The sequence below is a fragment of the Hyalangium gracile genome, from assembly GCF_020103725.1.
Lineage (GTDB): Bacteria > Myxococcota > Myxococcia > Myxococcales > Myxococcaceae > Hyalangium > Hyalangium gracile.
On sequence record NZ_JAHXBG010000003.1, the window covers coordinates 1 to 25793 of the forward strand.

The 25793-nt window shown below is 69.8% G+C and carries 12 protein-coding genes; 4 read left to right on the forward strand and 8 right to left on the reverse strand.

Annotated features, from left to right (window positions below; all coding sequences use genetic code 11):
- Nucleotides 1-2855 (reverse strand): immunoglobulin-like domain-containing protein (locus KY572_RS06635; RefSeq protein WP_224241525.1); only part of this gene is annotated, 2855 nt, incomplete at its 3' end.
- Between the two features lie 830 nt (nucleotides 2856-3685).
- Here KY572_RS06635 and KY572_RS06640 point away from each other — a divergent pair.
- Together KY572_RS06640 and KY572_RS06645 are read left to right on the forward strand one after the other, a co-directional pair.
- Nucleotides 3686-4327 carry a prepilin-type N-terminal cleavage/methylation domain-containing protein gene (locus KY572_RS06640; RefSeq protein WP_224241526.1) on the forward strand — a complete coding sequence of 214 codons (642 nt, stop codon included), beginning with the start codon at nucleotides 3686-3688 and terminating at the stop codon, nucleotides 4325-4327.
- 279 nt (nucleotides 4328-4606) lie between these two features.
- Entirely contained in the window at nucleotides 4607-5248 is a 642-nt protein-coding gene (locus tag KY572_RS06645; protein ID WP_224241528.1) for a prepilin-type N-terminal cleavage/methylation domain-containing protein, read from the forward strand.
- Nucleotides 5249-5373: 125 nt separating this feature from the next.
- Here KY572_RS06645 and KY572_RS06650 read toward each other — a convergent pair whose 3' ends face one another.
- Together KY572_RS06650 and KY572_RS06655 are read right to left on the reverse strand one after the other, a co-directional pair.
- Nucleotides 5374-10035 (reverse strand): immunoglobulin-like domain-containing protein, encoded by a 4662-nt coding sequence (locus KY572_RS06650; RefSeq protein WP_224241530.1) that lies wholly within the window; start codon nucleotides 10033-10035, stop codon nucleotides 5374-5376.
- 246 nt (nucleotides 10036-10281) lie between these two features.
- On the reverse strand, nucleotides 10282-11862 hold the full coding sequence (locus KY572_RS06655) for a sigma 54-interacting transcriptional regulator (RefSeq protein WP_224241532.1): 1581 nt from the start codon (nucleotides 11860-11862) through the stop codon (nucleotides 10282-10284).
- A 221-nt stretch (nucleotides 11863-12083) separates the two neighbouring features.
- Here KY572_RS06655 and KY572_RS06660 point away from each other — a divergent pair, with 221 nt between their 5' ends.
- On the forward strand, nucleotides 12084-12638 hold the full coding sequence (locus KY572_RS06660; RefSeq protein WP_224241533.1) for a peroxiredoxin: 555 nt from the start codon (nucleotides 12084-12086) through the stop codon (nucleotides 12636-12638).
- A gap of 6 nt (nucleotides 12639-12644) precedes the next feature.
- A complete protein-coding gene (locus KY572_RS06665; RefSeq protein ID WP_224241535.1) occupies nucleotides 12645-13169 on the forward strand; it encodes a carboxymuconolactone decarboxylase family protein in 525 nt (174 codons plus the stop codon).
- Nucleotides 13170-13303: 134 nt separating this feature from the next.
- Here KY572_RS06665 and KY572_RS06670 read toward each other — a convergent pair whose 3' ends face one another.
- From KY572_RS06670 to KY572_RS47715, 5 genes are all read right to left on the reverse strand, one after another.
- On the reverse strand, nucleotides 13304-14644 hold the full coding sequence (locus KY572_RS06670) for a hypothetical protein (protein WP_224241537.1): 1341 nt from the start codon (nucleotides 14642-14644) through the stop codon (nucleotides 13304-13306).
- Complete coding sequence (locus KY572_RS06675) at nucleotides 14641-16761, reverse strand: hypothetical protein (RefSeq protein ID WP_224241538.1); 2121 nt, start codon at nucleotides 16759-16761, stop codon at nucleotides 14641-14643. Before KY572_RS06675 ends, KY572_RS06670 begins: the two co-directional genes overlap by 4 nt.
- 133 nt (nucleotides 16762-16894) lie before the next feature.
- Nucleotides 16895-17824: a thioesterase domain-containing protein gene (locus KY572_RS06680; protein WP_224241540.1), complete on the reverse strand. Its 930-nt coding sequence runs from the start codon at nucleotides 17822-17824 to the stop codon at nucleotides 16895-16897.
- On the reverse strand, nucleotides 17821-21201 hold the full coding sequence (locus tag KY572_RS06685) for a non-ribosomal peptide synthetase (protein ID WP_224241541.1): 3381 nt from the start codon (nucleotides 21199-21201) through the stop codon (nucleotides 17821-17823). The genes KY572_RS06680 and KY572_RS06685 overlap by 4 nt, the downstream gene beginning before the upstream one ends.
- Entirely contained in the window at nucleotides 21198-25547 is a 4350-nt protein-coding gene (locus KY572_RS47715) for a type I polyketide synthase (protein ID WP_224241542.1), read from the reverse strand. Before KY572_RS47715 ends, KY572_RS06685 begins: the two co-directional genes overlap by 4 nt.
- Nucleotides 25548-25793 lie beyond the last annotated feature (246 nt).

Here is a 25793-nt window from a genome sequence, read left to right on the forward strand (position 1 = left end):
TTCGGGTTGGCCGTGGTGGTGGCCACCGCCGGCAGCGCCCCGGCGCACGCGTCGTTCGCCGTCGCGCCCGGGTCCGTGTAGGCGGCACCGCACTCCAGCGGCACCGTCGTCGGGCCGTTGAGCGACACCGTCGGGGCCAGGGTGTCCTGCACCGTCACCTGGCGATCGGCCGTGACGCTGTGGCCGTTGCCGTCGCTGACCGTGTAGCGCAGCGAGTAGGGCCCCGGAGCCTGCGAGTTCACCGTGCCGGTCTTCGTAATCTGCGCCGTCAGGTTGCCGGCGCACTGGTCGCTGGCCGAGGCCCCCGGGTCGGTGTACGGCGAGCCGCACTCGAGCGTCGAGGGAGACGAGCCCAGCAGCGTCAGCGTCGGCGGCAGCGTGTCGCTCACCGTCACCGAGCGCGTGGAGGCCGAGGTGGCCTCGTTGCCGGACGGATCCTTCGCGCTGTAGGACACGGTGTAGTTGCCCGGCGCGTTGGCGTTGGCCGGCCCGTGGACGATGACGGGCACCGCACCGGCGCACGCGTCACTGGCCGTGGCGCCCGGATCCGTGTACGCGCCGCCGCACTCCACCTGCTGGCTCAGCGGGCCCGTGACGGTGATGTTCGGCGCGAGGGTGTCGCCCACCGTGACGGTGCGCGTCACCTCGGGGGCGGCGTTGTTCTTGGCGTCCTTCACGTTGTAGCGCAGCGTGTAGGGGCCCAGCGCCATGTTGTTCACCGTGCCGGTCTTCACGATGGCGCTGGTCAGGTTGCCTTGGCACTGGTCGTTGGCCGTGGCGCCCGGATCGTTGAAGGCCGTGGCGCACTCCAGCGGCATCGCGGCCGGGCCCACCAGCGCCAGCGTCGGCCCCTGCGTGTCGGCCACCGTCACCGTGCGGTTGCCCGAGACGCCCATGTTGCCCGACGGGTCGATCGCCCTGTAGTTGATGGTGTAGTTGCCCGGCGCGTTCAGGTTGAGGTTGGTGGAGTTGACCACCGCCGTCAGCGTGCCAGCGCAAGTGTCCGTCGCCGTGGCGCCAGGATCCGTGAAGGTGCCACCGCACTCGATCGTCTGGCTCGCCGGGGCCACGAGCGTCACGGTCGGCTTCACCCTGTCGCGCACATAGACGGTGCGCGTCTGCTCGATCGCGGCGTTGTTCTGCGCGTCCTTCACGTTGTAGCGAATGGTGTAGTCACCCAGCACCGCGGTGTTCACAGCTCCGGTCTTCACGACCGTGAGCGGGCCCTGGCACTGGTCATTGGCCGTGGCGCCCTGGTCGACGTAGTTCCCACCGCACTCCTGCGTCACCATCTCCAGGCCGAGGCGCGTGATGACCGGCGCCAGCGTGTCGGCCACGGTGACCCTGCGCGTCACGGTCGCGGACTGGTTCCCGGACGAGTCCTTGGCGAAGTAGGACAGCGTGTAGGTACCAAGCGTCCCCATCGTCACCGTGCCGCTCTTCGTGATGCTGCTCTGGGGCAGCGGGCCCTCGCACAGGTCGCTCGCCGTGGCGCCCGGGTCCGTGTACGTGCCGCTCTTGACGCACTCCACCGACTGGTTGGCCTCGCCGATGAGGGCCACCGTCGGCAGCACCTTGTCCGTCACCGTCACGGTGCACGGGGAAGAGGTGGCCACGTTGCCCTTCGCGTCGGTGCACGTCAGCGCCACCTCCGTGTCGCCGATGTTGTACGGGCCGGCCGGGCTCGCGGTGCAGCCCACCAGGTCGCCGTCCTCATCGTAGGAGCCGTTGTTGATGTCGGCGGCCACGCCGCAGGTGTTCGTCGCCTGCACCGTCACGTTCTGGCAGACCGCGACCGGCGGGTGATCGGCCGGAACGGGGATGTTGGGGATCTTGCAGAACGAGGTGCACGTACCGATGGCACCACTGGTGTCACCCGTGCGGCCGTTCTTGATGCCGTTGTCGCACTCCTCGCCGAAGTCCACGTCCACCTTGCCGTCGCCGCACCAGTCGTGGTGGCACGACCACGAGCAGAGAGACGCGGGGTTCTGGTTGCCGGTGTTGGGCTGGCCGTTGCCGGTGTCGCCCAGGTCGCATTCCTCACCCGAAGGCATCGCGGGCAGGCCGCACCCGGCGCCGACAGCCATGGCGCCACGCACCAGGACGTAGGGCGTACCCACGTAGTTCGTCTCGAAGCCCGGGTCGATGGTGTAGTCGATGAAGAGCTTCGCCCCGGGAATGGGCGTGGGGGGATCGTTGTAGCTCGTCGCGATGGCCACGAACGAGAAGGTGCGGTCCGGATAGGACGTGAACACTGTGCGCGTCGCGCACCCATCCTCGCCCACGAAGGCGCCGTCATAGGTGTCGCGGGACATCAGGTCGCCCTGCATCTGGAACGTGTGCTGCCACTCGGCGCACACGTCCATGCCCTGCACCTTGAAGTCACCGAACGGCTCGAGCAGGGTCACGTGCGTGTTGGCCGGAGCATCCTGGTAGGCGCAGCCCAGCGCGATGTACATGCCCGTCAGGTACTGCACGGAGTTGAGCACGTAGCGGACGCCGTTCTCCACCAGCTGCGCCGAGTTGGCGCTGGTCGGAGCCGCGGCGATGATCGCCACGTCGCCATCGACGATGGCGCCCCAGGTGTTGCGGTTCTCGATGGCCGCCTGGAACGCCGCCGTGCCGCTCTCGCACGCCGCGTCACCGATGATGATGGCCTTGTAGGACATGAACTGCTCGGCCGTCATCGCGCTCCACTGCGACGGCGTCACCACGTGGATCTCGGCCGTGGAGTAGTCCCTCACGGCCTGGGCCTCGCGGCTGTCGAGCCCGCCATTGACGCTGCTGCCCAGGATCAGCACCTTGTTGGTGCTGCGGACCTCCTGGCGTGTCGTATGAGCGCTCGCCGGGGTCACGTCAGGCGGTGGCGCACCATCCTCTTGGTCGCAGGAGCTGGCCGCCAATGCGACCAACACCAGCGATGCTCCCCATACGCCTTTGAGTTTCATGCTGTACATCCCCCACGGCTTGATGAACGACGCGATCGAAAGAACACAGTGCTCGGCATCCCACTGACGGCTTGTTACGGCGTGAAAGATTCACTCGCAGTCGGCGATGTGGGCGCAACCGGGTGGCCCGGTACCTCACGCCAGCATCTCCTAGCTGAAAGTTCCACTTCAGCCGCCTCGCAATTTTCCCTTTTAAGCGGAGCCAAGCAAGTAGATATTTTCTTGCTTTATTCGAATTCCCCGGATGTGTCGCAGGAACTGGGACATGGGCCTACTCTGTCCTAGCTCCTTCGGGCTGCAACCTCGAGGAGCGGTGCGTCATGAGCCACGGCCCTCGCGGTGTGTCTCCTCCTGGATGGAGTTGCGCGCAGCCCTCGAGTGTGGATCGCCCGGCATCGAGCGCTGAAGCACGTCACTGACGGCCCTTCATGAGTCGCGTGCTGGCTCCGGCGCGTTGATGCAGGCTGATGGCACCTGCACCGCAGTGGCATTTCCCAGCAGACGCCGCCTCCCGAGGATGCCATCCGCGGCTGCCATCAAGACGGACCATGCGCGGCATTCGCGGGTGAGTGCCCAGACACGTCACTGACTGCCGTGCTTCGTCGATCCGCTTGCGAGCGTCTCACGCCAACCTCTCGCAATCCTATGGCATCCCCCCTTTTTCTCGCGTGGCCCGCGACTTGCTCTGCTTCCTCCTCGTTGTCCTTCCCCTTCACTCACCCAACGAGGAGCACTCCATGTCCACGCGTCGTCGCCACTCTGGCTTCACCCTCATCGAGCTGATGATCGTGGTGGCCATCATCGGCATCCTGGCTGCCATCGCCATTCCCAACTTCGTCCGCTTCCAGGCCCGCGCCCGCCAGTCCGAGGTGAACACCAACCTCAAGAGCCTCTTCACCGGCCTGCGCACCCAGCAGCGCAAGCCCCCGTATGCCATCCGCAGCACCGGCTTCTCTCCCGAGCGCGGCAACCGCTACGGCTACCACCTCGAGGACAACTGCTCCTCCTACGAGGACCGCTCCGGCGTCGACGCCGTCCAGAACAACAGCGACACCTGCATCGGCGTGGACACCTTCAAGTTCAACAGCTTCCCCAGCACCTTCATCGTGGAGTCCCTGGGCGCCGCCGCATGGAACTCCAAGGCCGTCAACAACGGCATGACCGTCAGCGCTGGCATCTATGGCACCGAGGAGAGCTGGGACTTCCTGGCCTACGGCGCAGGTGATGTGGACAACAAGCCGGCCAATGACAAGGCCGACTCCTGGGTCATCTCCTCCTCGGATGGACAGCTCATGGCCAACTGCCCCGCGACCGGCGCCCCCGAGAATGTCGCCGCGGGCGAGCCGTTCAACACCTACAACGACGTCAACTGCGACTGAGCTGAGCGTCCGCGGATGAAGTCTGAACCCCCGAGTGCGGCGAGGCACTCGGGGGTTTCTCTTTGCGGGCCTCGCGGGCCAGCTGCTCGCGGCTCGCTACGCCCGCGCTGAAGTGCCCAGGCACGTCACTGACTGCCGCGCTTCGTCGCTCCGCTTCCGCGCCCCTCACGCCAACCTCTCGCAATCCGGTGGCATCTACCGTTCCTCTCGCGTGGCCCGCTGATTGCTCTGCTTCCTCTTCGTTGTCCTTCCCCTTCACCCACCAACGAGGAGCACCCCATGTCCACGCGTCGTCGCCACTCCGGCTTCACCCTCATCGAGCTGATGATCGTGGTGGCCATCATCGGCATCCTGGCCGCCATCGCCATTCCCAACTTCGTCCGTTTCCAGGCACGAGCCCGCCAGTCCGAGGTGAACACCAACCTCAAGAGCCTCTTCACCGGCCTGCGCACCCAGCAGCGCATGCCCCCCCCCACCATCCGCAGCACCGGCTTCGCCCCCGAGCGCGGCAACCGCTACAGCTACCACCTCGAGGACAACTGCTCCTCCTTCGAGGACCGCTCCGGCGTCGACGCCGTCCAGAACAACTACGACACCTGCATCGGCGCGGACACCTTCAAGTTCAACAGCTTCCCCGCGGTCTTCACCGTGGAGACCCTGGCCGGCGCCACCTGGAATACGAAGGCCACCATGAACGGCATGGCCGTCAGCGCCGGCATCTACGGGGGCGTGGATGATTGGGACTTCCTGGCCTACGGCGCCGGTGACGTGGACAACACGCCTCACAACGACAAGGCCGACACCTGGCTCATCTCCTCCTCGGACGGCCAGCTGATCGTCACCTGCCCCGCGACCGGCGTCAGCGAGCACGTCTCCGCCGGCGAGCCGTTCAATGTCTACAACGACGTCAGCTGCGACTGACAGGCGTCGTTCACATGAACGGGAAGCCCCCGAGCGCGGCGAGGCGCCCAGGGGCTTCTCCTGACGGAACGGCCCGTGCCCCCACCAGGGACACGGGCCGTCGTCCTCCACACCTCTTCCCGCGGCTACAGCCCCGTGCGGCGCGCCACCGGCGGAGGCGGCACCACCGTGTAGCCCGAGGCCGAGCCGCTGTCGGTGGCCAGGCCTCCCTCCGTGAGCGGCACATGCACCTTGCAGAGCCCCGTCCGGGCGTTGCCTGTCTGATCCTTCAGCTCGAAGAGCACCCCGTACACGCGGCCATCGCCATCGCTCCGGCGCTCCGCGCGCAGCTTGAAGGTGCTCTTGCCCGTGATGACAATGTCCTCGGTGGTGCTCCCATCGCTGGAGTCCACCGCATCCTCGGGCTCGTCGCTGTAGATGGAGAGGATGGTGCCGTTGTTGGGCAGCGCGAACCCATCACACGCGTCCGTGGCCGTGACACAGTCGGACAGCGAGAAGTTGCGCATGGCCTGGTCCGCCGGCCACACGTTGTTCTCACGGCACTCGAGCGTCGGCGCCTGCGTGTCCACCACCTGCACCGTGCGGGTGAGCGTCGCGGCCTTGAGCAGCGCGCTGTCCTGCACGTTGTACGTGAGGGTGTAGTTGCCCCGCGCCCAGGCGTTCACGCTGCCCGCCTTGGTGATGGCGCGCGTCAGGTCGCCATAGCACGCGTCCGCCGCGGTGGCTCCCGGGTCGACATAGGCGCCGCTGGCGCACTCGTGCCGCACCGTGGCCGAGCCCACCAGCGAGAGCGTGGGAGGCAGGCGATCCACCACCTTCACCGTGCGCAGCGCCATGGTCGTGTTGCCCGAGGCGTCCCACACCCCGTACTGGATGCTGTACGTGCCCACGGCGCTGGGGTTCGCGCCGCTGCCGTAGGTGTTGAGCTGGCTCGTCATGTCTCCCTGGCACGCGTCATACGCCGTGGCGCCCAGCTCCGTGTACGTGTCCATGCCGCACTCCAGCGTCATGTTGGCCTCGCCGCGGATCGTCACCACGGGCGCCTTCGTGTCCCGGACGGTCACGCTGCGCGTGACGCTCTCCGCCGCGTTCCCGGACGGATCCGTGACGTTGTAGGTGATGGGGTAGGTGCCTGGCGCGACGATGTTCTGCGTGCCCGAGATGGTGATGCGGTGGGTGATGTCCCCGGCGCACAGGTCCGTGGCCGTCGCCCCCAGGGCGACGAAGGCCTCCCGCGAGCACTCCATCACCGGCGCGGCCGCGCCCTCGAGGGTGATCGTCGGCTTGCGCGTGTCCACCACCTTCACGTCCCGCACCTTCTCCGAGGAGTTCCCATGGCCATCCGCCACGCGGTAGAGCAGCGGGTAGGCGCCCGGCACGTTCGTGTCCACCGCGCCCGTGACTTCGATGGAGCTCGTCCGGTTCCCCGCGCACAGGTCCGACGCCGTGGCGCCCGGATCCGTGAACGTGTCCACCTTGCACTCCAGCGCGATGGTGGCGGCGCCATTCAGGGTGAGCTGCGGCTCGAGGGTGTCCTGGACGATGACCTGACGCGTAGCGGTGATCACGTTGCCGCCGCTGGCCTGCGCGCTGTAGGTGACCTGGTACGTGGCCGGCGTGTTCGTGTCGATGACCGGCTGCTCGATGGTGACGGGGAGCGCCCCGGCGCACCCATCCACCGCCGTCGCGCCCTGCTCGGAGTACGTGTCCCGCCTGCACTCGAGCAGCACGGGGCTGGGGCCATTGAGGGCGATGACCGGGCCCTGGGAGTCACGCACCGTCACCGTGCGCGTCACCGGCGTGGCGGCGTTGCCAGAGGGGTCCGTCGCGCCGTAGGTGAGCACGTAGGAGCCCGCGTGCGTGGGGTCCACCGAGCCCGTCACCGTCACCCGGCTGCTCACGTCCCCGCGGCACGCGTCGATCGCGGTGGCTCCCGGATCCACGAAGGTGGCGGAGCAGTCGAGCGTCAGCGAGGCCGGGCCGTTGAGCGCCAGGCTCGGGCCCTGGGTGTCCGTCACCGTCACCGTGCGCGTCACCGACGGCGCCGCGTTGCCCGCCGGGTCGGCCACGCTGTAGGTCCGCGTATAGGTGCCCGGCAGCGCCACATCGACGGAGCCGGACGCCACCACCGCATTGCTCAGGTCGCTGGCGCACACGTCGCTCGCCTGCGCGCCAGGGTCGACGTAGGAGGAGCCACACTCCAGCGCCAGCTGGGCCTCGCCATTGAGGACCAGCGTCGGGGCCTGCGTATCGGACACCGTCACCGCGCGCGTCACCGAGGCGGAGGCATTGCCCGACGGATCCACCACGCTGTAGGTCCGCGTGTAGCTGCCCGGCTGCCCCGGGTTGACGGTGCCGGTGGCCACCACCTGGGCCGTCAGATCGCCCACGCACGCGTCGCTCGCCGTCGCTCCGGAGTCCACGTAGCTGGAGCCGCACTCCAGCGCCTGGCTGGTGGAGCCGAGCAGCGTGAGGGCGGGCGCCTGCGTGTCCGCCACGGTGAACGGCGCGGAGCAGCTCGCCGCGTTGCCCGAGGTGTCCGTCGCGGTCCAGGTCAGCGACGTCGTGCCCAGCGGGAAGCTGGCCAGCCCCGGCGCCTGCACCGTCGCCGGCGCGCACACGTCCGTGGCGCTCGCCGAGCCCAGCCCGCTGTTGGTGGCTCCACCGCCCACGCACTCGGCGGTGGTGGGAGCCGGACAGGTGATGGAGGGCGGCAGCGTGTCCTGCACCTGCACGAGGGTGGTGCAGGTGGCCGTGTTCCCCGCCGCGTCCGTCGCCGTGTACGTGACGGACGTGTTGCCCAGCGGATAGGAGGCCAGGCCGGGACCGCTCACGCTCACCGTCGAGCACGAGTCCGTCGCGTCCGCCCCGCCCGCCGACACCGTGGCCGACTGGTTGCCCGTGCACTCGGCCTGCACGGGCTCTGCGCAGGTGATGGCGGGCGGCTCGCAGTCGCGCACCCGCACGCTGGCGGAGCAGCTCGCGCTCAAGGAGGCATCGGAGACGGTGAGGCTCACCGCCCGTGAGCCGATGGCATACGGGCCCGCGGGCGACTGGGCCAGGGAGATGGCGTCTCCGTCCGGGTCATACGAGCCGTCGTTCACGCTGACCTGCGCGGTGCACGTCGGGCCCGCGCAGACGTTCTGGTCCTGGCACTGGGCCACCGGCGCCTGGTTGCCGGAGAGGATCGTCAGATCGCTGAGCACCGGGTCCGGGCCGAAGTTCTCGGAGCGCAGCGTGGCGCGGAGCTCGACATAGCGGCCCCGGATGTTGGACAGGCTCCCGTTGTTCGTCGCGGTGGCGAACGCCTGGGTGGCCAGCGCCTCGACCGTGTTGGCCGCCCTCACCTCCACGGTGATGCTGGTGCTCGCGGGCACGGTGCCCTGCGACTCCTGGTTCCAGCGAACCGCGCCCCAGCTCCTCCCCACCAGTCCGCTGTCATGCACCACGCTCCACGAGCCCTGGCGCACGACGAAGCGGTGGTGGTGGGAGCCCGTCATGTCCCCGTACGTGTACGGCAAGGTTCCCGAGACATGGGCCGTGACATCGTTGGGGACCGCTGGATCGATCACGGACAGGTTGTCCATCCCCGGGACAGTGGCCCAGATCTTCCCATCCGAGGCGACCGCGACGCCCTCGGGCCGCATGCCCACGTACCAGTAGCTCTTCGCGACGCCATTCGAGTCGAGACGCAGCACGCGGCTGTTGCTCCAGCACGCCGCCCAGATGTCCCCCGTGGCATCCACCGCGATGCCCTTCGTGCGGCCGCTGCAGCCGCCAGCGCCGCCCACCTGCTGGATCGAGTCCGCCGCGAAGTCCGCCCGCACCACGCCCAAGGCGGAGTCCGCGTCCGCGCCGAGCCACGCCACGCCGCTGCCATCCACCACGAGCCCGAAGGTCGGCACCGACGACGTGAGCGTGTCCACCACGTACGGTGCCGCCGTCCTCCTCGGATCGATCTTCCAGAGACGCCGCGTGGTGGCGTTGTCCGAGGTATAGAGATGGCCATCCGGCCCGATGGCCAGCGCATGGATGCCCGCGGACACGCCCGTCTCCGCGGACAGGTCGATGGTCTTCATGTGCGCGCCGGTCTGCCCGTTCAGCTGGTAGAGCTTCGACGTGGTGAAGCCCGCGGCCCACACGTTCTGTTGCGCATCCACCACGATGGCGCGGCCCGGGTCGCCCGCGGGCGCGAAGTTCTTCGTCCAGAGGATGCACTCGTCCGCCTGGCCCGGAAACTCGGCGGTGTCGCTCAGGTTGATGCTGCCGTCCGCGTTGACGTCGGTGGACGTGTCGATGCGTCCGTTGCCGTTGCGGTCCACGCAGTACGCCAGCGAGCCCGCGTAGCGGGTGATGGAGGCCGAGCCGCCCGAGCAGTTGGTGCGGTTGACGACATAGGCGTCGCCGCGCGCATCCACCGCGGTGACCACCGGGTAGTTGCACCCGTCACGCGGTGGCCGCACCGCCGGCACGCTGTTGTCCCAGTTGCGCGTGAGCACCGAGTCGTACCGCGCCACCTGGCGCCCCGTGCGCGTGTCCACCTTGGTGACGGTGCCGGTGCCTGCGTTGGCCATCCACAGGAAGGGCGGCACGCTCGCGCCGGTCTCGATGCGGAGCTCGCCCGCGCTGGGTGCTCCCGGCCGCGTTCCCGCGAAGGTGCCGAGCGCAAAGTCCGCGTCCGTGGTGAAGGTTCTTCCCTCTTCGCCTCCCAGGTCCTGCGCCAGTGCCACCGGCGAGGCCCAGAGCAGGCTGCTCAAAACGACGTACGTCGCTGCGCGAGTTCTCATACAGCGTGCCCTCAGGGTGGAGACTGCGTTGGCTGCCCCCCCGTGTGTCGGGCGTCCGGACGCTCGCTCCGCTACACGTGGAGCCGTTGCGAATTGTAGCGATACGTCTCGCGCGAAAGCAGCCACCCTTCTCACGCAACGCTGTGCGAAGAACGGTGTCGCGCTCTCACCGAATCACTACCGAGACAGGATTTTTTCGACGTCGATCTCTACGCGAGGCGTAGGGCCATCACCACCCACCCCGGGTCAGGTCGGACCTTCGATGGTGAAGTGTTCCTGCCGAGCGATTCGGAGCTTCTTCATGCGGCTCTGCAGCGTGGAGGGCTTGAGGCCCAGCAGCTGCGCCGCGCCACCCGGTCCGTAGATGCGTCCCTTCGTGAGCGTGAGCACGCGGAGGATGTGCTCGCGCTGCACCGCCTCGAGCGTGAGCACGGCCTCGCGCTTCGCGACGGGCGCGTGCACGCGAGGCTGCTCGGCCTGAGCGCGTGCGGGCAGATCGAACGCATCCGCGCCCAGCTCCACGCCGGGCGAGAGGATGGTGGCGCGCTCGAGCACGTTGGCCAGCTCACGCAGGTTGCCGGGCCAGCCATATGCCTCGAGCCGCTGCAGTCCCTCGGGCGTCACGCGCATGCCTCGCCGCCCCGTGCGCCGCGACTGCTCCTCGAGCAGGAAGGCGCAGAGCTGAGGCAGATCCTCGAGCCGCTCGCGCAGCGGCGGCAGGCGCAGCGGGAAGACACTCAGCCGATAGTAGAGGTCCTCTCGGAAGCGCTTCTGCGCGATGGCCTGCTGCAGGTCCACGTGCGTGGCCGCCAGCAGCCGCACGTCCGCGCGCACCGTGCGGTCGCTGCCCACGGGCTCGAACGTCTTCTCCTGCAGCGCGCGCAGGAGCTTGGCCTGCAGCTCCACCGGCAGCTCCCCCACCTCGTCCAGCAGCAGCGTGCCGCCGCTCGCCATCTGGAAGCGACCGGCGCGATCCTTGGTGGCTCCGGTGAAGGCGCCCTTCACGTGGCCGAACAGCTCACTCTCCAACAGCCCGGCGGGGATGGCCGCGCAGTTGATGGTGACGAAGGGCTGGTCCGCCCGCGCGCTCCAGCGGTGGATGGCTCGCGACAGGCGCTCCTTGCCGGTGCCCGTCTCGCCCAGCAGCAGCACCGGCGTGTCCGTCTCCGCCACCTGCCGCGCCCGCCGCGCCAGATCCCTCATGACGGGGCTCAGGCTCGTCTCGAGGATGCCCTCCGAGTCCCCGCCGAGCTGCGACTCCAGGAGCTTGGCGTGCTCGTGGTCCTGCCGGTGCAGCCGCTCGAAGGCGGCCTTCTGCTCCGCGTTCTGCAGCGCGGTGGCCAGCAGCTGCCCGTACACCTCCACCAGATCCACCACGGACTGCGGATACGTCTCGCACTCGGCGCGATCCAGCGTCAGCACGCCATAGCGGCGATCGCCCGCGCACAGCGGCACCACCATGCACGAGTGCCCTGGCGGTAGATCCAGCACGCCATCGAAAGGATCGCCCTCGCCGGTGTGGTCCTCCTCCGTGAAGGCGCGCGCCCGCCGCGTCTCCAGCGCCTGGCGCACCATGGGGAAGTTCGCGAGGTTCAACACATGCCCGCGCACCTTGGCGTTGGCCAGCGGGCCGCGCGCCGCCACGGCCACCAGCCGCTCGTCCCGCAACAGGAAGAGCGTGGCCAGGTCGAACCGGGTGATGCGAGTGAGCCAGTCCAACCCACGGCGTAGCAGCTCCGACACGGCCTCTTCCGTGCCCGCCAGCTCGACCAGATCCCTTGCTTCCTTGGCCAGCGACGGGCCGGCCGCCACGATTTCGTCCGCCATGGCCAACGAATAGTCAGTGCCCACCGAAATTGCAGTGGCGAAGCGCACCGAGATTTCGTTATTCACCCATCAGGCGGCGTCGTTCTGGAGGGTTGAATGGATAACCTCCTGAAAAGACTGGACCCGTTTTTCTGGCACGGCGCCTGCTCTAGTGGTAGCTGGCAAAACCCTTTCGGGCTCGTCCACAGGGGATGGGCCCCCTACCCCACAAGGAGTCGAGCATGCTGACCGTTGGCGACAAGCTTCCCAACTTTTCCGTGAAGGCCACCGTGAGCCTGGAGAAGGGCAAGGAGTTCACGACCATCAACCAGGATTCGTACAAGGGGAAGTGGATCATCCTGTTTGCGTGGCCCAAGGACTTCACCTTCATCTGCCCGACGGAGATCGCGGAGTTCGGGAAGAAGAACAAGGACTTCGGTGACCGCGACGCGGTGGTCCTGGGCCTGAGCACCGACAGCGAGTTCGTGCACCACGCGTGGCGCACGCACCACCCGGACCTGAAGAACCTGCCCTTCCCGATGCTGGCGGACATGAAGCACGAGCTGTGCAACGCGCTGGGCATCCTGCACAAGCAGGAGGGCGTGGCTCTGCGCGCCACCTTCATCATCGACCCGACGGGCATCATCCGCCACGTGTCGGTGAACGATCTGTCGGTGGGCCGCAACGTGTCCGAGGTGCTGCGCACGCTGGACGCGTTCCAGACGGACGAGCTGTGCCCGTGCAACTGGCAGAAGGGTGAGGAGACGCTCACCAAGAAGCTGGCGAAGGCGGGGTAACACGTCATGGCCTCGCTCGAAGTCGTCCGCGGTGAGCTGGCGGACGCCCACAAGGACACCCGCCTCAACCTCCAGGCAGTGCTGGAGGGCGGCAGCCTCACCCCCGAGCAGCGCTGGGGCGTGGCCGTCGCGTGCGCCTTCGCCGCCCGGAACGAGCGGCTGAAGGAGGCCATCCTCAACGAGGCGAAGAAGGCCCTGACCAACCCCGAGCCGGTCATCGAGGACGCGCGCGCCGCGGCGTCCCTGATGGGGATGAACAACGTCTACTACCGGTTCCGCCACATGGTCGGGAAGGAGAGCTACTCGACCAAGCGGCCGGGGCTGCGGATGAACCGGCTGGCGCAGGTGCTGACGAACAAGGTGGACTTCGAGCTGGTCTGCCTCGCGGTCAGCGCCATCAATGGCTGCGAGATGTGCGTGCAGTCCCACGAGAAGGTCGTCATCGAGGGCGGCCTCTCGGAGGACCAGGTGCACGACGCGGTGCGCATCGCGTCGGTCATCCACGCGGCGGCGGTGGGCCTGGAGTCGTAAGGACCACTGAAGCCCGGCGGTAACGAGCGCCCTCCGGTGAGCCCACCGGGGGGCGCTCTGTTTTTCGGGCTCGCCCCTGCGTGAGGCCTTGCTCGTCACGCCATCGGGGCGAGGTGACGTATCGGGCCACCTGCTCAGCCCCGGTGTCGCTCGGCCACTCGGTACAGCTGGGTGAGCGAGAAGTCCAGCAGCGACTGGCGAGAGCGCAGATAGCGCTGGGCGCGCAGGAAGGGCAGCCAGACACGCTGGCCCACACGCACCTGCGCCTCTTCCAGTTTCCCACGCGCCATCCACTGCCCGCCCAGGCGGCGTACGAGGACCTGCCCCAGGTAGGCGCCCACCGCCGGCACCGCGCGCGCATCGAGGTGGTGCCGCTCGAAGACTTCCGGGAAGTTCTCCGCCCAGAGCTGAGCATCCACATCGGTGAGCGACTCGGCCGTCTGCTCGAAGATGGAGGGCACCCGGGTGTGCAGCAGCGCCACCAGTTGCTCGGCCAGCAGCGCGTAGTTCTCCAGCGCTGCCTTCGTGTCGGGCACGTCCGAGGGCAGGGCCGCGCTGGCGGGCAGCCACTCCTCCGGCGCTGGTGGCTGGTAGGCATTCAGCTCCGCGATCCGCGTCTGGCGCTCACCGATGGCGACCGTGTCCGCCAGGCGTGCCAGCAGGGGTGCCACGTCCGGGTGAAAGTGGGGCTCCACGGGAACGAGGGCGACGCTGCGCGCATGCAGCGTGCGCAACACCGTGTCGAAGTCCAGCTCCGGGCGGAGATGAACGAGCGCGCGGGCCTGGGCCTGGCGTGCCTCTTCGCGAGAGAAGTCGGCCGCGGTAGGCCACGTCACCAGCAGCACCGAGCCGTTGGGCAGCTCCTCCACGCGGTGCGCTGGAGTGGACAGCATCCGCTCGCGGCCCACCGTGTCCACCAGCTTCGGACCAAACACGTTGAGCCAGAACACCTCGTAGATCTTGTCGAACCCATTCTGGAATCGGGTCTCGTCATCCCGGCCAAAGCTGGGAAAGTCCGCCAGCTGCCGGTCCGCCTTGCTGTGCGCCGTCGCGTAGGCAACCGGGTACTGCAAGGCCCAGGCACGCACCAGCTCCACGAAGGCACGACAGCGCTGCGCCTGCGTGAAGAAGGTGAGTGGCTGCACATGGAGGTCGACTCTCATCTCCCGGGGGAGCTGCGCGAGCAGGAGGTAGAGCGTCAGTGACACCGCGGGTGCGGCGGCGCGATGCATGCTGATCACCGAGCCGGACTCATCGAGTCGCTCTTCCACTGCCGTCCAGACGGCGGCCTGGGAGTACTTGCGCCTCCGCTTTCCCTTGACGGTGTCGGGCATCCACTCCCCAGCATGTACCTCCAGCGCCTGGAGAAACGGCTCCACCGCACGCTCGAGCGTCATCCGGGGATCGAAGGCCCCATCCAGGGAGAGGGCCAGGCTGTCCTCCACATTCAGCTCCCGCAGCTTCGACGCCTTCATGGAAACAGGACCTCCACGCCATTGATCTCCTGCCTGATGGTGTCCACGGCGCGCTTCAGATCGTCCCCCTTCATGGGAATGAGTTCCCCACCCTCGTAGACGAGGCGAACCCGCTGCACCCGCGCGCGGATCCTGAGTGAGGGCCGCAGAATGTCCAACGTCCCGCCGTAATAGGTCACGGCGGCACGCGCATCCATCCTCATCTGGGCCACGAGGTCCCCACCTTCGAGGGAAGCGAGGTAGCGGCTCTTGAAGCTGAAGGTCTCCACCCGGGGGCTCTGTCCCGCGGGTGGCTGCTCTTCGATGATGAGCACGTCCGCGAAGCGCATGCCGGGCACGCCCGGCTTCGACACGCCCACGTGCACCTCGACGCGTGGCTGGGAGAAGCCCTTGAGCCAGCGACGCCGCGCTGGCGGCAGGAGGGCATCCGCACGTAGCAGGGCCACCATGGCGCGCTCGAAGGACAGCCCTCGAGCGAATGCACTCCGCATCCGCTCGTACGGCTCCCACCGCAGTGGCCCTTCCGGCACCTTGCCTTGCCGCAGATCCGCCAGGCGCCTCTGCCGGTAGGAGACGTACTCGCTCCACAGGGCGGAGCCTTGCGGCACTCCTGGCGGCGGCGAGCTCAACGTGGAGCTCAGGCGCTGGAGCAACGCCACGTCCGCTGGCAGGCGTGGGCCCGAGGCGTCCAGTTCCGCCTGGTGGAGCCTGGCCTCCACGACTTCCGCGCTGTAGCCGGCGGCCTCATCCACCAGCGAGGCCAGCCCGCCCGGAGCCCTGCCGGTGCTGGCCCTGGGCTCCGCGGCTCCCACGCGCTCGGGTGGAGCCTCGGACAGCCATGCCTGTGCCCGCGCGACGTTTCCCCGCGCTTCATGCAACGCCACGGCAGCCGGCTCGCCCCCGGCAGCCACGAACACCGCCGCTTCCCGGCTGGCTCGAATGTAGCGCGCCAGCGTTCCCAGCCCCTCCACCCCCAGGCGCTCCCCCACCCTCCACGCCACCTGCTTCAGCGCCTCCATCCTCAGCGCCGGCGAGGAGCGCCACGCTCGCGCCTCGGCTCCTTCCACCCCAGCCAGGTACCGTGCTCCCCTGCCTCCCGCGTACAGCGCCACGAGCAGCGCCGCGGGCGCCAGCTCACGCGTGGCTTGCTCATACTGCCCTTGCGTCAGCTCCTTCACCCCATGCGCGGTGCCAGCCACCAGGTGGTAGAAACCCAGCGGAACACCGAACGTCAGCTGGTCCATGCCGCCCAGAGCCATGTTCCCGGCCGTGTAGTGCTCGCTCACCAGCGCCCGTTCCACCTCCTCCAGCGCCTGCTGGTAGGCCGGCGGCAGCTGCGCGCGCTGCGCGGACAACCGCTGGTAGCGAGCCCCGTCGCTCACCGGAGTGCCGCTCAGCGCGTCTCTCGCCGCGCGCTCCAGTCCCCGAAGGATGTCCTCTGCCCGTTCGTCTCGGTCCGAGTAGTCCTCCAGCTTCAGCCCGCGCTCCGCCAGTTCCTGGCGCACGGGCTCCAGCGGACCCAACGTCTGACCCAGCTGCTTGTCCCGCGCGAGCGCTCGCAGCAGCAGGTCCAGCTCGTCATCGTAGGCCGCGTGGATGATGAAGAAGGCGAACACCTGGGCGTAGGCCCCGTAGTCCTCCGTGGCCTTCAGCAGGAAAGAGACCCTCTTGCCGTTCAGTACCCGCGAGGCGCGCGCGTCCACCAGCGGTCCGAACGCGCCCAGCCGCACCGCGCTCCAGTCCCCCAGCCTCTCCACCACGCGCGCCATGTTCACGCCGCGCTGCGCCGCCAGGAAGTCCGCCACCGTGGAGCAGCCCAGCAATGGCGCCAGAAGCTCCGCGTCGCTCGCGGCCTCCTCCGGCCACCCTTCCGGCTTCCGAGGACAACCTGAAACCGGCAGCGCCCCTTGCTCCGCCTCCTGCCATCCCCTCTCCGTCACGAGGACCGCAGCCGGAGCAGGCGCATCTCCGGGAGTGCTCGGCCGGTAGCGCAGCGCCTCGAACATCATCATCCCGCCCAGCGGAGCTTGCGCTCTGCTGGTGGCGCACCCCGCCAACAACAGCCCCCACACCAACCCCCACCCGCTCCAGGCGGCACGGGATGCGAGCGGCTTCAAACGGCCCCCACACATGGCTCCTCCCCCTCCGCTCATCGGCCCAGGAGCGGAGACAGGGAGCAGTAGAGTCCGGCCCTCGGGGGGAAGACCACGCCCCCCGAGGTTGCACCGCGCCGATGAGGCTCGGACCGGGCTACTTGATGAACTCGGCCATGGCGCGGGAGATGGCTCCCGTGTCCGGCTCGCCGCCGCTGAAGAGCGTGCCGGCGTCCGCGTTCAGTCGGTGGTAGCGGATCTGCTCGGGCGGCAGCGCGCGCAGGTGCACCGTGTAAGAGGTGTTCATGTCCAGCTCGAGCTCGTTCTTCTCCTTGCGGCCCACGAGGATGACGTCCACGTGGCCACGCAGCCGGTTGCGCGGCTTGTAGTTGAGCATCGAGCTGAGCCCCGCCTCGTACATCTTCATCCGGTGCCGGAACAGGTGCTCCTCGGCGGGCCCCTTCAGGTAGCCCTCGTCACGCACCAGGCCCGTGACGTACTCGTAGCGCTCGGTCTCCGGCAGCGAGCGGATCTTCTCCATCGGCAGCGGCACGTGGATGCCCAGCAGGCGCTCGAAGATGAAGTGGTGATCCTCGATGGCCCGCAGCTGCAGCGCATCCGTCCCGGGCAGGCACGCCCACGGACGCAGGAACACCGGCATCACCTGCACCAGCACCGCCACCTCCTCGCCCTCCTCCTGGAGCCGGCACGCCAGCTCGTAGGACGGCAGCCCTCCCATGCAGAAGCCGCCGATGTAGTAGGGCCCGTGCGGCTGGAGCGCTCGCACGTGGCGCATCCCGTAGTCGACCACCTCCTCCACCGTGCGCAGGGGCTCGCGCTCCTCGTCGAAGCCGGGCGCCTGCACGCCGTAGAAGGGCCGGCGCTCGGGCAGGTACGGCACCATGTGACGGAAGTAGGAGACGCCTCCATCCGTGGCGGGGAAGAAGAAGAAGGGCGGTACCCCCGCCTCCCCCTTCCTGAACTGGATGAGGTTGGAGGGTGTGTCCTTGGATCCGGATTCGCGGTTCTGGATGAGCGCGCGAAGGAGATGCTGCTTGGCCTGCGAGAGGGGTGCTGATGCCGTCATGGACGTACCTCCTGGGTGGGAACGAGTCGGGAAAGCATGGACTGGGCCTCCTCTTCGCTGAGCTCCGCGACGGCGGCCTCCAGCGCATCCACGTCACCGCTGCTCGCCGCGGACTTCAGCCGTGCGAACTTGAGCGCACCGGCGAGGCCCTTCACGGTGGGATGGATGAACAGCTCGGACATGGGCACGGACACACCCAGCCGCTCGCGAGCGGCATACAGCAGGCGCGCCGCCATCAGGGAGTGGCCTCCCAGCGAGAAGAAGTCATCGCCGCGCCCAGGGCTTCGGCCCGGCAGCAGCTCGCCGAAGAGCGCGGCCACCGCCTCCTCCATGGCCCCCACCGGCGCCTCGTAGGCCATCTCGGCGGGCAGCAGGGCGTGTGAGGAGGGTGGCAGCGCCTGGCGGTGCACCTTGCCGTTGTGGGTGCGCGGCAGCTCGGTCAGCAGCACGAAGTGCGCGGGCACCATGTACGCCGGCAGCCGTCCCTTGAGCCAGCTGCGCAGCTCCTGCACCTTCGGATCCGCCCCCGGCGCGGGGCAGAGGCAGGCGATGAGCTCCTTCTCCCCGTCCGGCCCGACGCGCGCCACCACGGCCACCTCACCCACCTTCGGGTTCTGGCGCAGCACGTGCTCGATCTCCCCCGTCTCGATGCGGTAGCCGCGGACCTTCACCTGATCGTCCAGTCGCCCGAGGAACTCCATGCGCCCATCACCGCGCTGGCGCACCAGATCTCCCGTGCGGTAGCAGCGCAGGGGCTGGGGGAGCACGCCCCCGGGGTTGATCGTGACGAAGCGCTCGGCGGTGAGCTCCGGCCGGTTCCAGTAGCCCAGCGCCACGCCCTCGCCGCCGATGTACAGCTCCCCGGGCACGCCCGGCCCCACCGGCAGCCCCGACTCGTCCAGCACGAAGAGCTGCGTGTTCTCCAGGGGCAGCCCCGCGAGGATGGGGGCTGCCTCCACCAGCTTCTCCCGAAGCGACCAGATGGTGGTCTCCGTGGGGCCGTACAGGTTCCACAGCTCCGCGCAGCGCGAGGCCAGCCAGTCCACCAGCTCGCGCGAGGGGTGCTCGCCGCCGCACAGCGCCTTGAAGCGCGGGTTGCCCTGCCACTCGCACGCCCTGAGCAGCGACCAGGTGGAGGGCGTGCCCTGCATGGCGGTGACACCCTGCTCCGAGAGCAGCCGGGCCAGCCGCTCCCCGTCGCGCACGACATCGGTCTCGGCGATCACCAGCCGGGCCCCCGTCACCAGCGGCAGGAAGAGCTCCAGCACCGAGATGTCGAAGGACCACGTGGTGACGGCCAGCAGCACATCCTTCGCGCCGAGCCCCGGCTGGCGCGCCAGGGCCCACAGGCAGCTCACGACGTTGCGGTGGCGCACCACCACGCCCTTGGGCCTGCCGGTGGAGCCCGAGGTGTAGAGCAGGTACGCGGGAGCCTCGGAGGTCTGCGCCACGCGCGGGGGCTCCGCGGCACGCAGCGGCTCCAGCTCTCGCAGCGTCAGGACGGGAACACCCGCGGGCACGGCGCTCGGAGCCGACTCCTCGGCCAGCACGAGCCGGGCCTGGCTGTCCTCCAGCATGAAGCGCAGCCGGTCCTCGGGCAGGTCCGGATCCAGCGGCAGGTACGCCGCGCCCGAGCTCAACACTCCGAGCACCGCCGCGAGCAGCGAGGAGGAGCGCTGCCCCAGCACCCCCACGAAGTGGCCTGGACCGATGCCTCGCCGGGCGAGCTCCTGGGCAATGCCGTGCGCCCGCGCCATCAGCTCCACGCGAGGCAGGGTGCGGCCCGCGTACGTCACCGCGGGAGCGTCCGGGGCCCGAGCCGCCTCCTGACGCACCCACTCGTGAAGCGTGCGCTCACGCGGCCAGTCCGCCTGCGTCTGGTTCCACTCCACGAGCACCTCGCGCGCCCGCGCCTGGCTGAGCAAGCCCGCCGCGTCCACCGGCGCCTCCGGGGCCGCGGACAGCCGCGTGGCCAGGGTGGTGAAGGCCTCCGAGAAGCGCGGGCCGAACTCCTCCGAGAACAGCGACGTGCTGATGAGCAGCATGCCCCGGGTGCCCGTGGCGCTCGGGGTGAGGTGGCACTCCAGATCGAACTGGCAGAGCTGCGAGTCGAAGGGGTATTCCGCGCAGTCCACCCCCGACAGCCGCAGCGGGCGCGAGGCGTTCTGCATCCCGAAGAGGATCTGGATCAGCGGACTGCGCGAGGGATCCCTTCGCTGCCCGGCCAGCTGCACCAGCTGCTCGAAGGCCACGCCCTGGTGCTCGGAGGCCTCGAGCGCATGGCGGTGGACCGCTCGCACCAGCTCCGTGAAGGGCATCCCCGGGGAGATCTCCGTGCGCACCACCAGCGTGTTCACCATGCAGCCGATGAGCGGCTCCAGGCCGCGATCCCCGCGGTTGGCGTGCGGCGTGCCCACCACCACGTCCCGCTGGCGGCAGAAGCGCTGCAGCGTCACCATCAGCACCGCGAACAGCGCCGCGAAGGCAGTGGCCCCCGCCTCCGCCGCCACGCGCGCGAGCGCCGCGTCCACCTCGGGAGTCAGGCTGAAGAGGTGCTGCCGCCCCCGGTAGTGCGTGATGGGCGGCCGGGGGAAGTCCGTCGGCAGCTCCATGGACTGCAGGCGGTCCAGCCGCGAGCGCCAGTAGTCCAGCCCCGTGGAGGCGCGCTGCACCTCGCGCTCCCAGTCCACGAAGTCCGCATAGCCGAGCTTCAGCTCGGGCAGCGCCGCGGGCCCGCCCTCTCGCGCGGCGCGGTAGAGCGCCTCCAGCTCCGCGTTGAGCAGCCCGAGCGACCAGCCGTCCGCGACGAGGTGGTGCAGCCCGATGCCCCAGATGTGGTGCTCCGGCCCCAGCTCCAGCAGGCAGGTGCGCACGGGCGGCTCGCGCTCGAAGTCGAACGGCCCCGCCAGCGCCTCGCGCAGGGCCTGCTGCACCCGCGCCTCGGTGGGCGGGCCCTCCAGGCGGATGCGCCGCAGCGGCAGCACGTGGTGCGCGGCGAAGAACTGGACCAGGTGGCCCTCCAGCTCGCAGAAGGTGGCGCGCAGCGACTCCTGGCGCTCCACCACCTGCCGCAGGGCGCGCTCGAGCAGCTCGGGCCGCAATGGGCCTCGCAGCTCGAAGGCCTGCGAGACAAGGTAGGCGTTCTGATCCGGTGCCAGGCGCGTGAGGAACCACAGCCGGCGCTGCACGCTCGAGAGCCCCACGGCGGTGCGCCCCTCCAGCAGCGACAACAGCTCCGCCTTGTGCGTGCGCAGCGCCTCCTTGTCCTCGGCCGAGAGCACTCCACCCGCCGCCTTGAAGCGCAGCTGCCCCTCGGCGGCCCACAGCCGCACGCCCTTGCTGGTGAGCAGCCCCAGCAACCCCCTGGCAGTCGTCACAGACTTCCCTCCTCGAGCGCCTCGGCCATGGCCTCGGCATTGATGGCAGGCGCACTCGCCTGCCGCACGTGCGTGCACAGCGCCTGGGCCAGGGCTCGAAGGCTCCGGTCCTCCAGGTAGAGCGACACCGGCACCTCCACCCCCACGAGCGCCCGCATCCGGTTGTTGAGCTGCATGGCCAGCAGCGAGTCGAGCCCGAGCCGCTTGAGCGACATTCCCTCGGAGATCGCGGTCTCGGTGAGCTGCAGGATGGTGACGGAGTAGCGGCGCAGCAGGGACTCGACGAGCCCTGGCTCCGGCGTCGAGGCCGAGGCGCGCAGGGCCTGCTCCAGGCGGAGCAGCTCGGGAGGCTCGGGCGTGGCGGCCTGGGCCTCGGTCACGCTCGGCATGCCGGAGGCGGCGCCCTCCAGGCCCTCGGGCCAGCAAGGGATGCGCTGCCACGGGTAGGCCGGCAGGGAGATGATGCGCCCGCCCCGCCGCTGCACCGCGGCCCAGTCCAGCTCCACGCCTCGCTCGTAGAGCTGCGCGAGCGTCTCGTAGAAGTAGCGCTGCCCCTCGCCGCGCCGCAGCGAGTGCAGCACGCCGCCCTTCGAGCCCACCTCCGCCAGGGTCTGCTCGCAGGCCAGCCCCAGCAGCGGGTGAGGCCCTACTTCGAGCAGCAGATCGATGCCGTCGCGCACCAGCGCGCGCACCTGATCGTAGAAGCGCACCGGCTGGAGCACGTTGCGCACCCAGTGCCGCGCATCCAGCTCCGAGCCCTCCGCGATGTTGCCGCTCGTGGTGGAGTAGATCGGAATGGAGCCGACGCGCGGCGCCAGCCCCTCCAGCTCCCGCATGAGGGGCCCCTGGACGGGCTCCACCTGGGGGCAGTGCGACACGGGGAACTCGGCGCCCAGCACCCGGGCGAACAGGCCGCGAGCCTGCAGCTCGGCGGCGATGTCCTCCAGGGCCTCCCGCTCTCCCGCCAGGGCGAAGCTGCGCGGGCCGTTGCGCGCGGCCCGGCTGGCACGCCCCTGCCACCGCGCGAGCGCCGCCTCCAGCTCCTCGGGGGCGCACTCGACCACGGCCATCGTCCCCCGGCCTCGCACGGCCTCCAGGTGCCGGCTTCGAGCGCTGATGAGGCGCGCCGCGTCCTCCAGGCTCAGCGCGCCCGCCACGTGCGCGGCAGCCACCTCGCCCATGCTGTGGCCGACGACGGCCGCCGCCCTCACCCCCAGCGACTCCCAGAGCCGGCACAGCGCCACCTGGAACGCGAACAGCACCGGCTGGGCCACGTCGGCCCGCTCCAGGACGGTGGAGCCCTCGGCCAGCTTCGCCGCGACGGACCAGCCCGTGTAGCGGGCAATCGCCGCGTCGCAGGCCAGCAGCGCCTGACGGAAGACGGGCTCACGCTCCAGCAGCTCCCGGGCCATCCCGTCCCACTGGCCGCCCTGGCCGGGGAACACGAAGGCCACGCGCGGCGGGTGGGTGGGCGACAGCCGCTCCTCGCGGGGCTGCGCCAGGGCCGCGGCGAGCCGGTCCTTCAGCACGGTGCGCGAGGTGCCGACCACCGCCATGCGGTGGGGCAGGTGGCTGCGCCCGCAGGCGGCGGTGTAGCAGAGGTCGTCCAGCGCCACGGACGGCTGGGACTCCAGCATCTCCAACATCCCGGCCACCCGCGCCTGCAGGGCCCGGGGCGAGTGCGCCGACACCGCGAGCACGTGCGGTGGGCTCAGGGTCTCCTCGTGCGAGGCCCTGGGGCTGACAGGCACGCCGCAGGCCTGCAGCGCGCTGGCGGCCTCGAGCAGCGTCTCCCACTCCGAGCCCTGGCGATGGGTGGAGGTGACGACCATGCCGTCACGGCCCGCGTGCGTCAGGCACTGCTCCACGAAGCGGGCGAGCGCCGGCTGCGGCCCCACCTCGAGGAAGAGATCCTCGCCGCTCTGGGCGAGCATCTCGATGGCCGCGGCGAACTCCACGGGCTCGCGCAGGTTGCGCGCCCAGTAGTTGCCGTCCAGCTCGCGCCCTTCCATGAAGCGCCCCGTCATCGTGGACAGCAGCGGGGTGTGCGTGGGCTGCGGCGACAGCTCGCGCAGGCCCTGCACGAACTCGGGGAGGATGGGCTCGATGAGGGCGCTGTGCGAGGGGAACGCGGCGTCCACGAACGTGCAGCGCACGCCCGCGGCCCGCTGCTCGGCGGCCAGCTTCTCCAGCACCGGGTGCTCGCCCGCCACCACCGTGGAGGTGGGGCTGTTGCACACGGCGATCGACGCGCCGGGCGTGTGGGCGAGGATCTCCTCGACCTGCTTGCGCGAGCGCTCCATCAGCAGCAGTCCGCCATGCCCCACCAGCCGACCCGTGAGCTGCCCGCGCAGGCACACCAGGCGCACGGCATCCTCGAGGCTCAGCGCCCCGGCGACATGCGCCGCCGCCACCTCTCCGAGGCTGTGCCCGAGCACCATCCGGGGCACGACGCCCCACGAGCGCCACAGCTCCGCCAGGGCCACCTGCACGGCGAAGATGGCCGGCTGCACCACCTCCGGCTCGTGGAGCCGGGACTGTCCCGGGGGCGCCAGCAGCTCCGGCAGCAGCGCCCAGCCCGTCTGCGCCTGGATCTGCCGCTCGCAGGCCTGGAGGCTGGCGCGGAACAGCGGCGAGGCCATCAGCAGCTCGCGCCCCATGCCGACCCACTGCGAGCCATGTCCCGCGAAGAAGAACACCGGCTGGCGGCCCTCTCCCACGCCCTGGGAGACCAGCTCGCGCAGCAGCTCCTCCATCTGCGGGGTGGAGGGCGGGTGCGACTCCTCCAGAATCACGTGCGCGTTGGTGCCGCCGAACCCGAACGAGCTGACACCCGCGCGCGCCGGCCCGTCGCGCCGGGGCCACTCGGTCAGCCGGGTGTGCACCTCGAGCCCCAGGCCGGCGAAGTCGATCTGGGGATTGGGCGTGTGGAAGTGCAGGCTCGGCGGGAGCTGCCGGTGACGCAGGCCGAGCGCGAGCTTCATCAGCCCCGCGATGCCCGCCGCGGCCTCCGCGTGGCCGATGTTGCTCTTCACCGAGCCGATGCGCAGCGGGCGATCCGAAGGCCGGCCCTGGCCATAGACGGCGCCGATGGCGGAGGCCTCGATGGGGTCTCCCAGCCGGGTGCCCGTGCCGTGCGCCTCGACGTAGTCGACGGAGGAGGGCTCCACGCCCGCGCGCGCGCACGCCAGGCTGAGCACGGCGCGCTGGGCCCGAGGGCTCGGCGCCGTCAGCCCGTTGCTGCGCCCGTCATTGTTGATGGCGGTGCCGCGAATCACGCAGGCGATGGGGTTGCCGTCCGCGATGGCTCGCGACAGGCGCTTGAGCACCACGAGGCCCGCGCCCTCGGCCCGGACATAGCCGTCTCCGTCCGCGTCGAAGGAGCGGCAGCGCCCGGTGGGGCTGGTGGCGCCGAAGCGCGCCATCTGCACCATGCTGTCCGGCGCGAGGATGAGGTTGACGCCCCCGGCGATGGCCAGCGTGGACTCGCCGCTGCGCAGGCTCTCGCAGGCCTGGTGCACCGCGACGAGCGAGGCGGAGCACGCCGTGTCGATGGCCATGCTGGGCCCCTCGAGCCCCAGCGAGTACGAGATGCGGTTGGCGATGATGCTGTGGTGCAGGCCGGTGACGCTGTGAGGCGCGATGGCGCTCAGCCCCAGGCGCCCCAGCAGCAGGGCGAAGTCACTCCAGATGGCCCCCAGGAAGACGCCGGTGGCCGAGCCCGCGAGCGAGTACGGCGGAATGCCCGCGTCCTCGAGCGCCTCCCACGTCAGCTCCAGCACCACGCGCTGCTGGGGATCCATGTGTGAGGCTTCGCGCGGCGAGATGCCGAAGAACGCCGGGTCGAAGCCCATCACGTCGGGCAGGAAGCCGCCCTGGCGCATGGGGATGGTGCCGGGCCTGGAGGGGTCCGGGTGGTAGAGGGCCTCGACGTTCAGACGCTCCGGGGGAATCTCCGTCACCGCGTCCTGGCCCGAGCGCAGCAGCTCCCAGAACGCGGAGGGCGAGTCCGCGCCTCCCGGGAAGCGGCACGCCATGCCGACGATGGCGATGGGCTCCTGCGCGGCGGCCCGAGGCAGCTCGTGGAGGGAGGGAGCGCTCGCCTTCCCGCCCAGGTGCGCGGCGAGCTCGGAGATGCTCGGGTGCTCCCACAGCAGGGTGAGAGGCACCGGCCGTCCCAGCCACGTGGACAGCCGGGCGGCGAGTGCGCCCGCGCCCAGGGAGTCCAGGCCGAGCCGACGAAAGCTCGCATGGGCATCCACGCGCTCCGGAGGCACGCTCAGAGATTCCGCCAGCGCAGCGATGAGCCACCGGCGGATGCTGTCCTGTCCGTATAGGTTGGGCACGAAAGATAGGAGGTGGTGGAGCCTTTACAGCCCGCATAGCCCACCATGGATGTGAGGCGCGGTTCAACCTCACATGCGCGCAGTTGCACGCAGATGTGACTCTCCACCTCGGAGAATCACCCATGAAAACCTGTTTCACATGTTTCAAATGGCTCTCGGTCATCGCCGCGACACAGGCAGGGTGATGAGGGCAGCGGACGCGAAGAGCGCCCGTTAGTGATGCTCGACGAGCGCCTGGAAGGGACC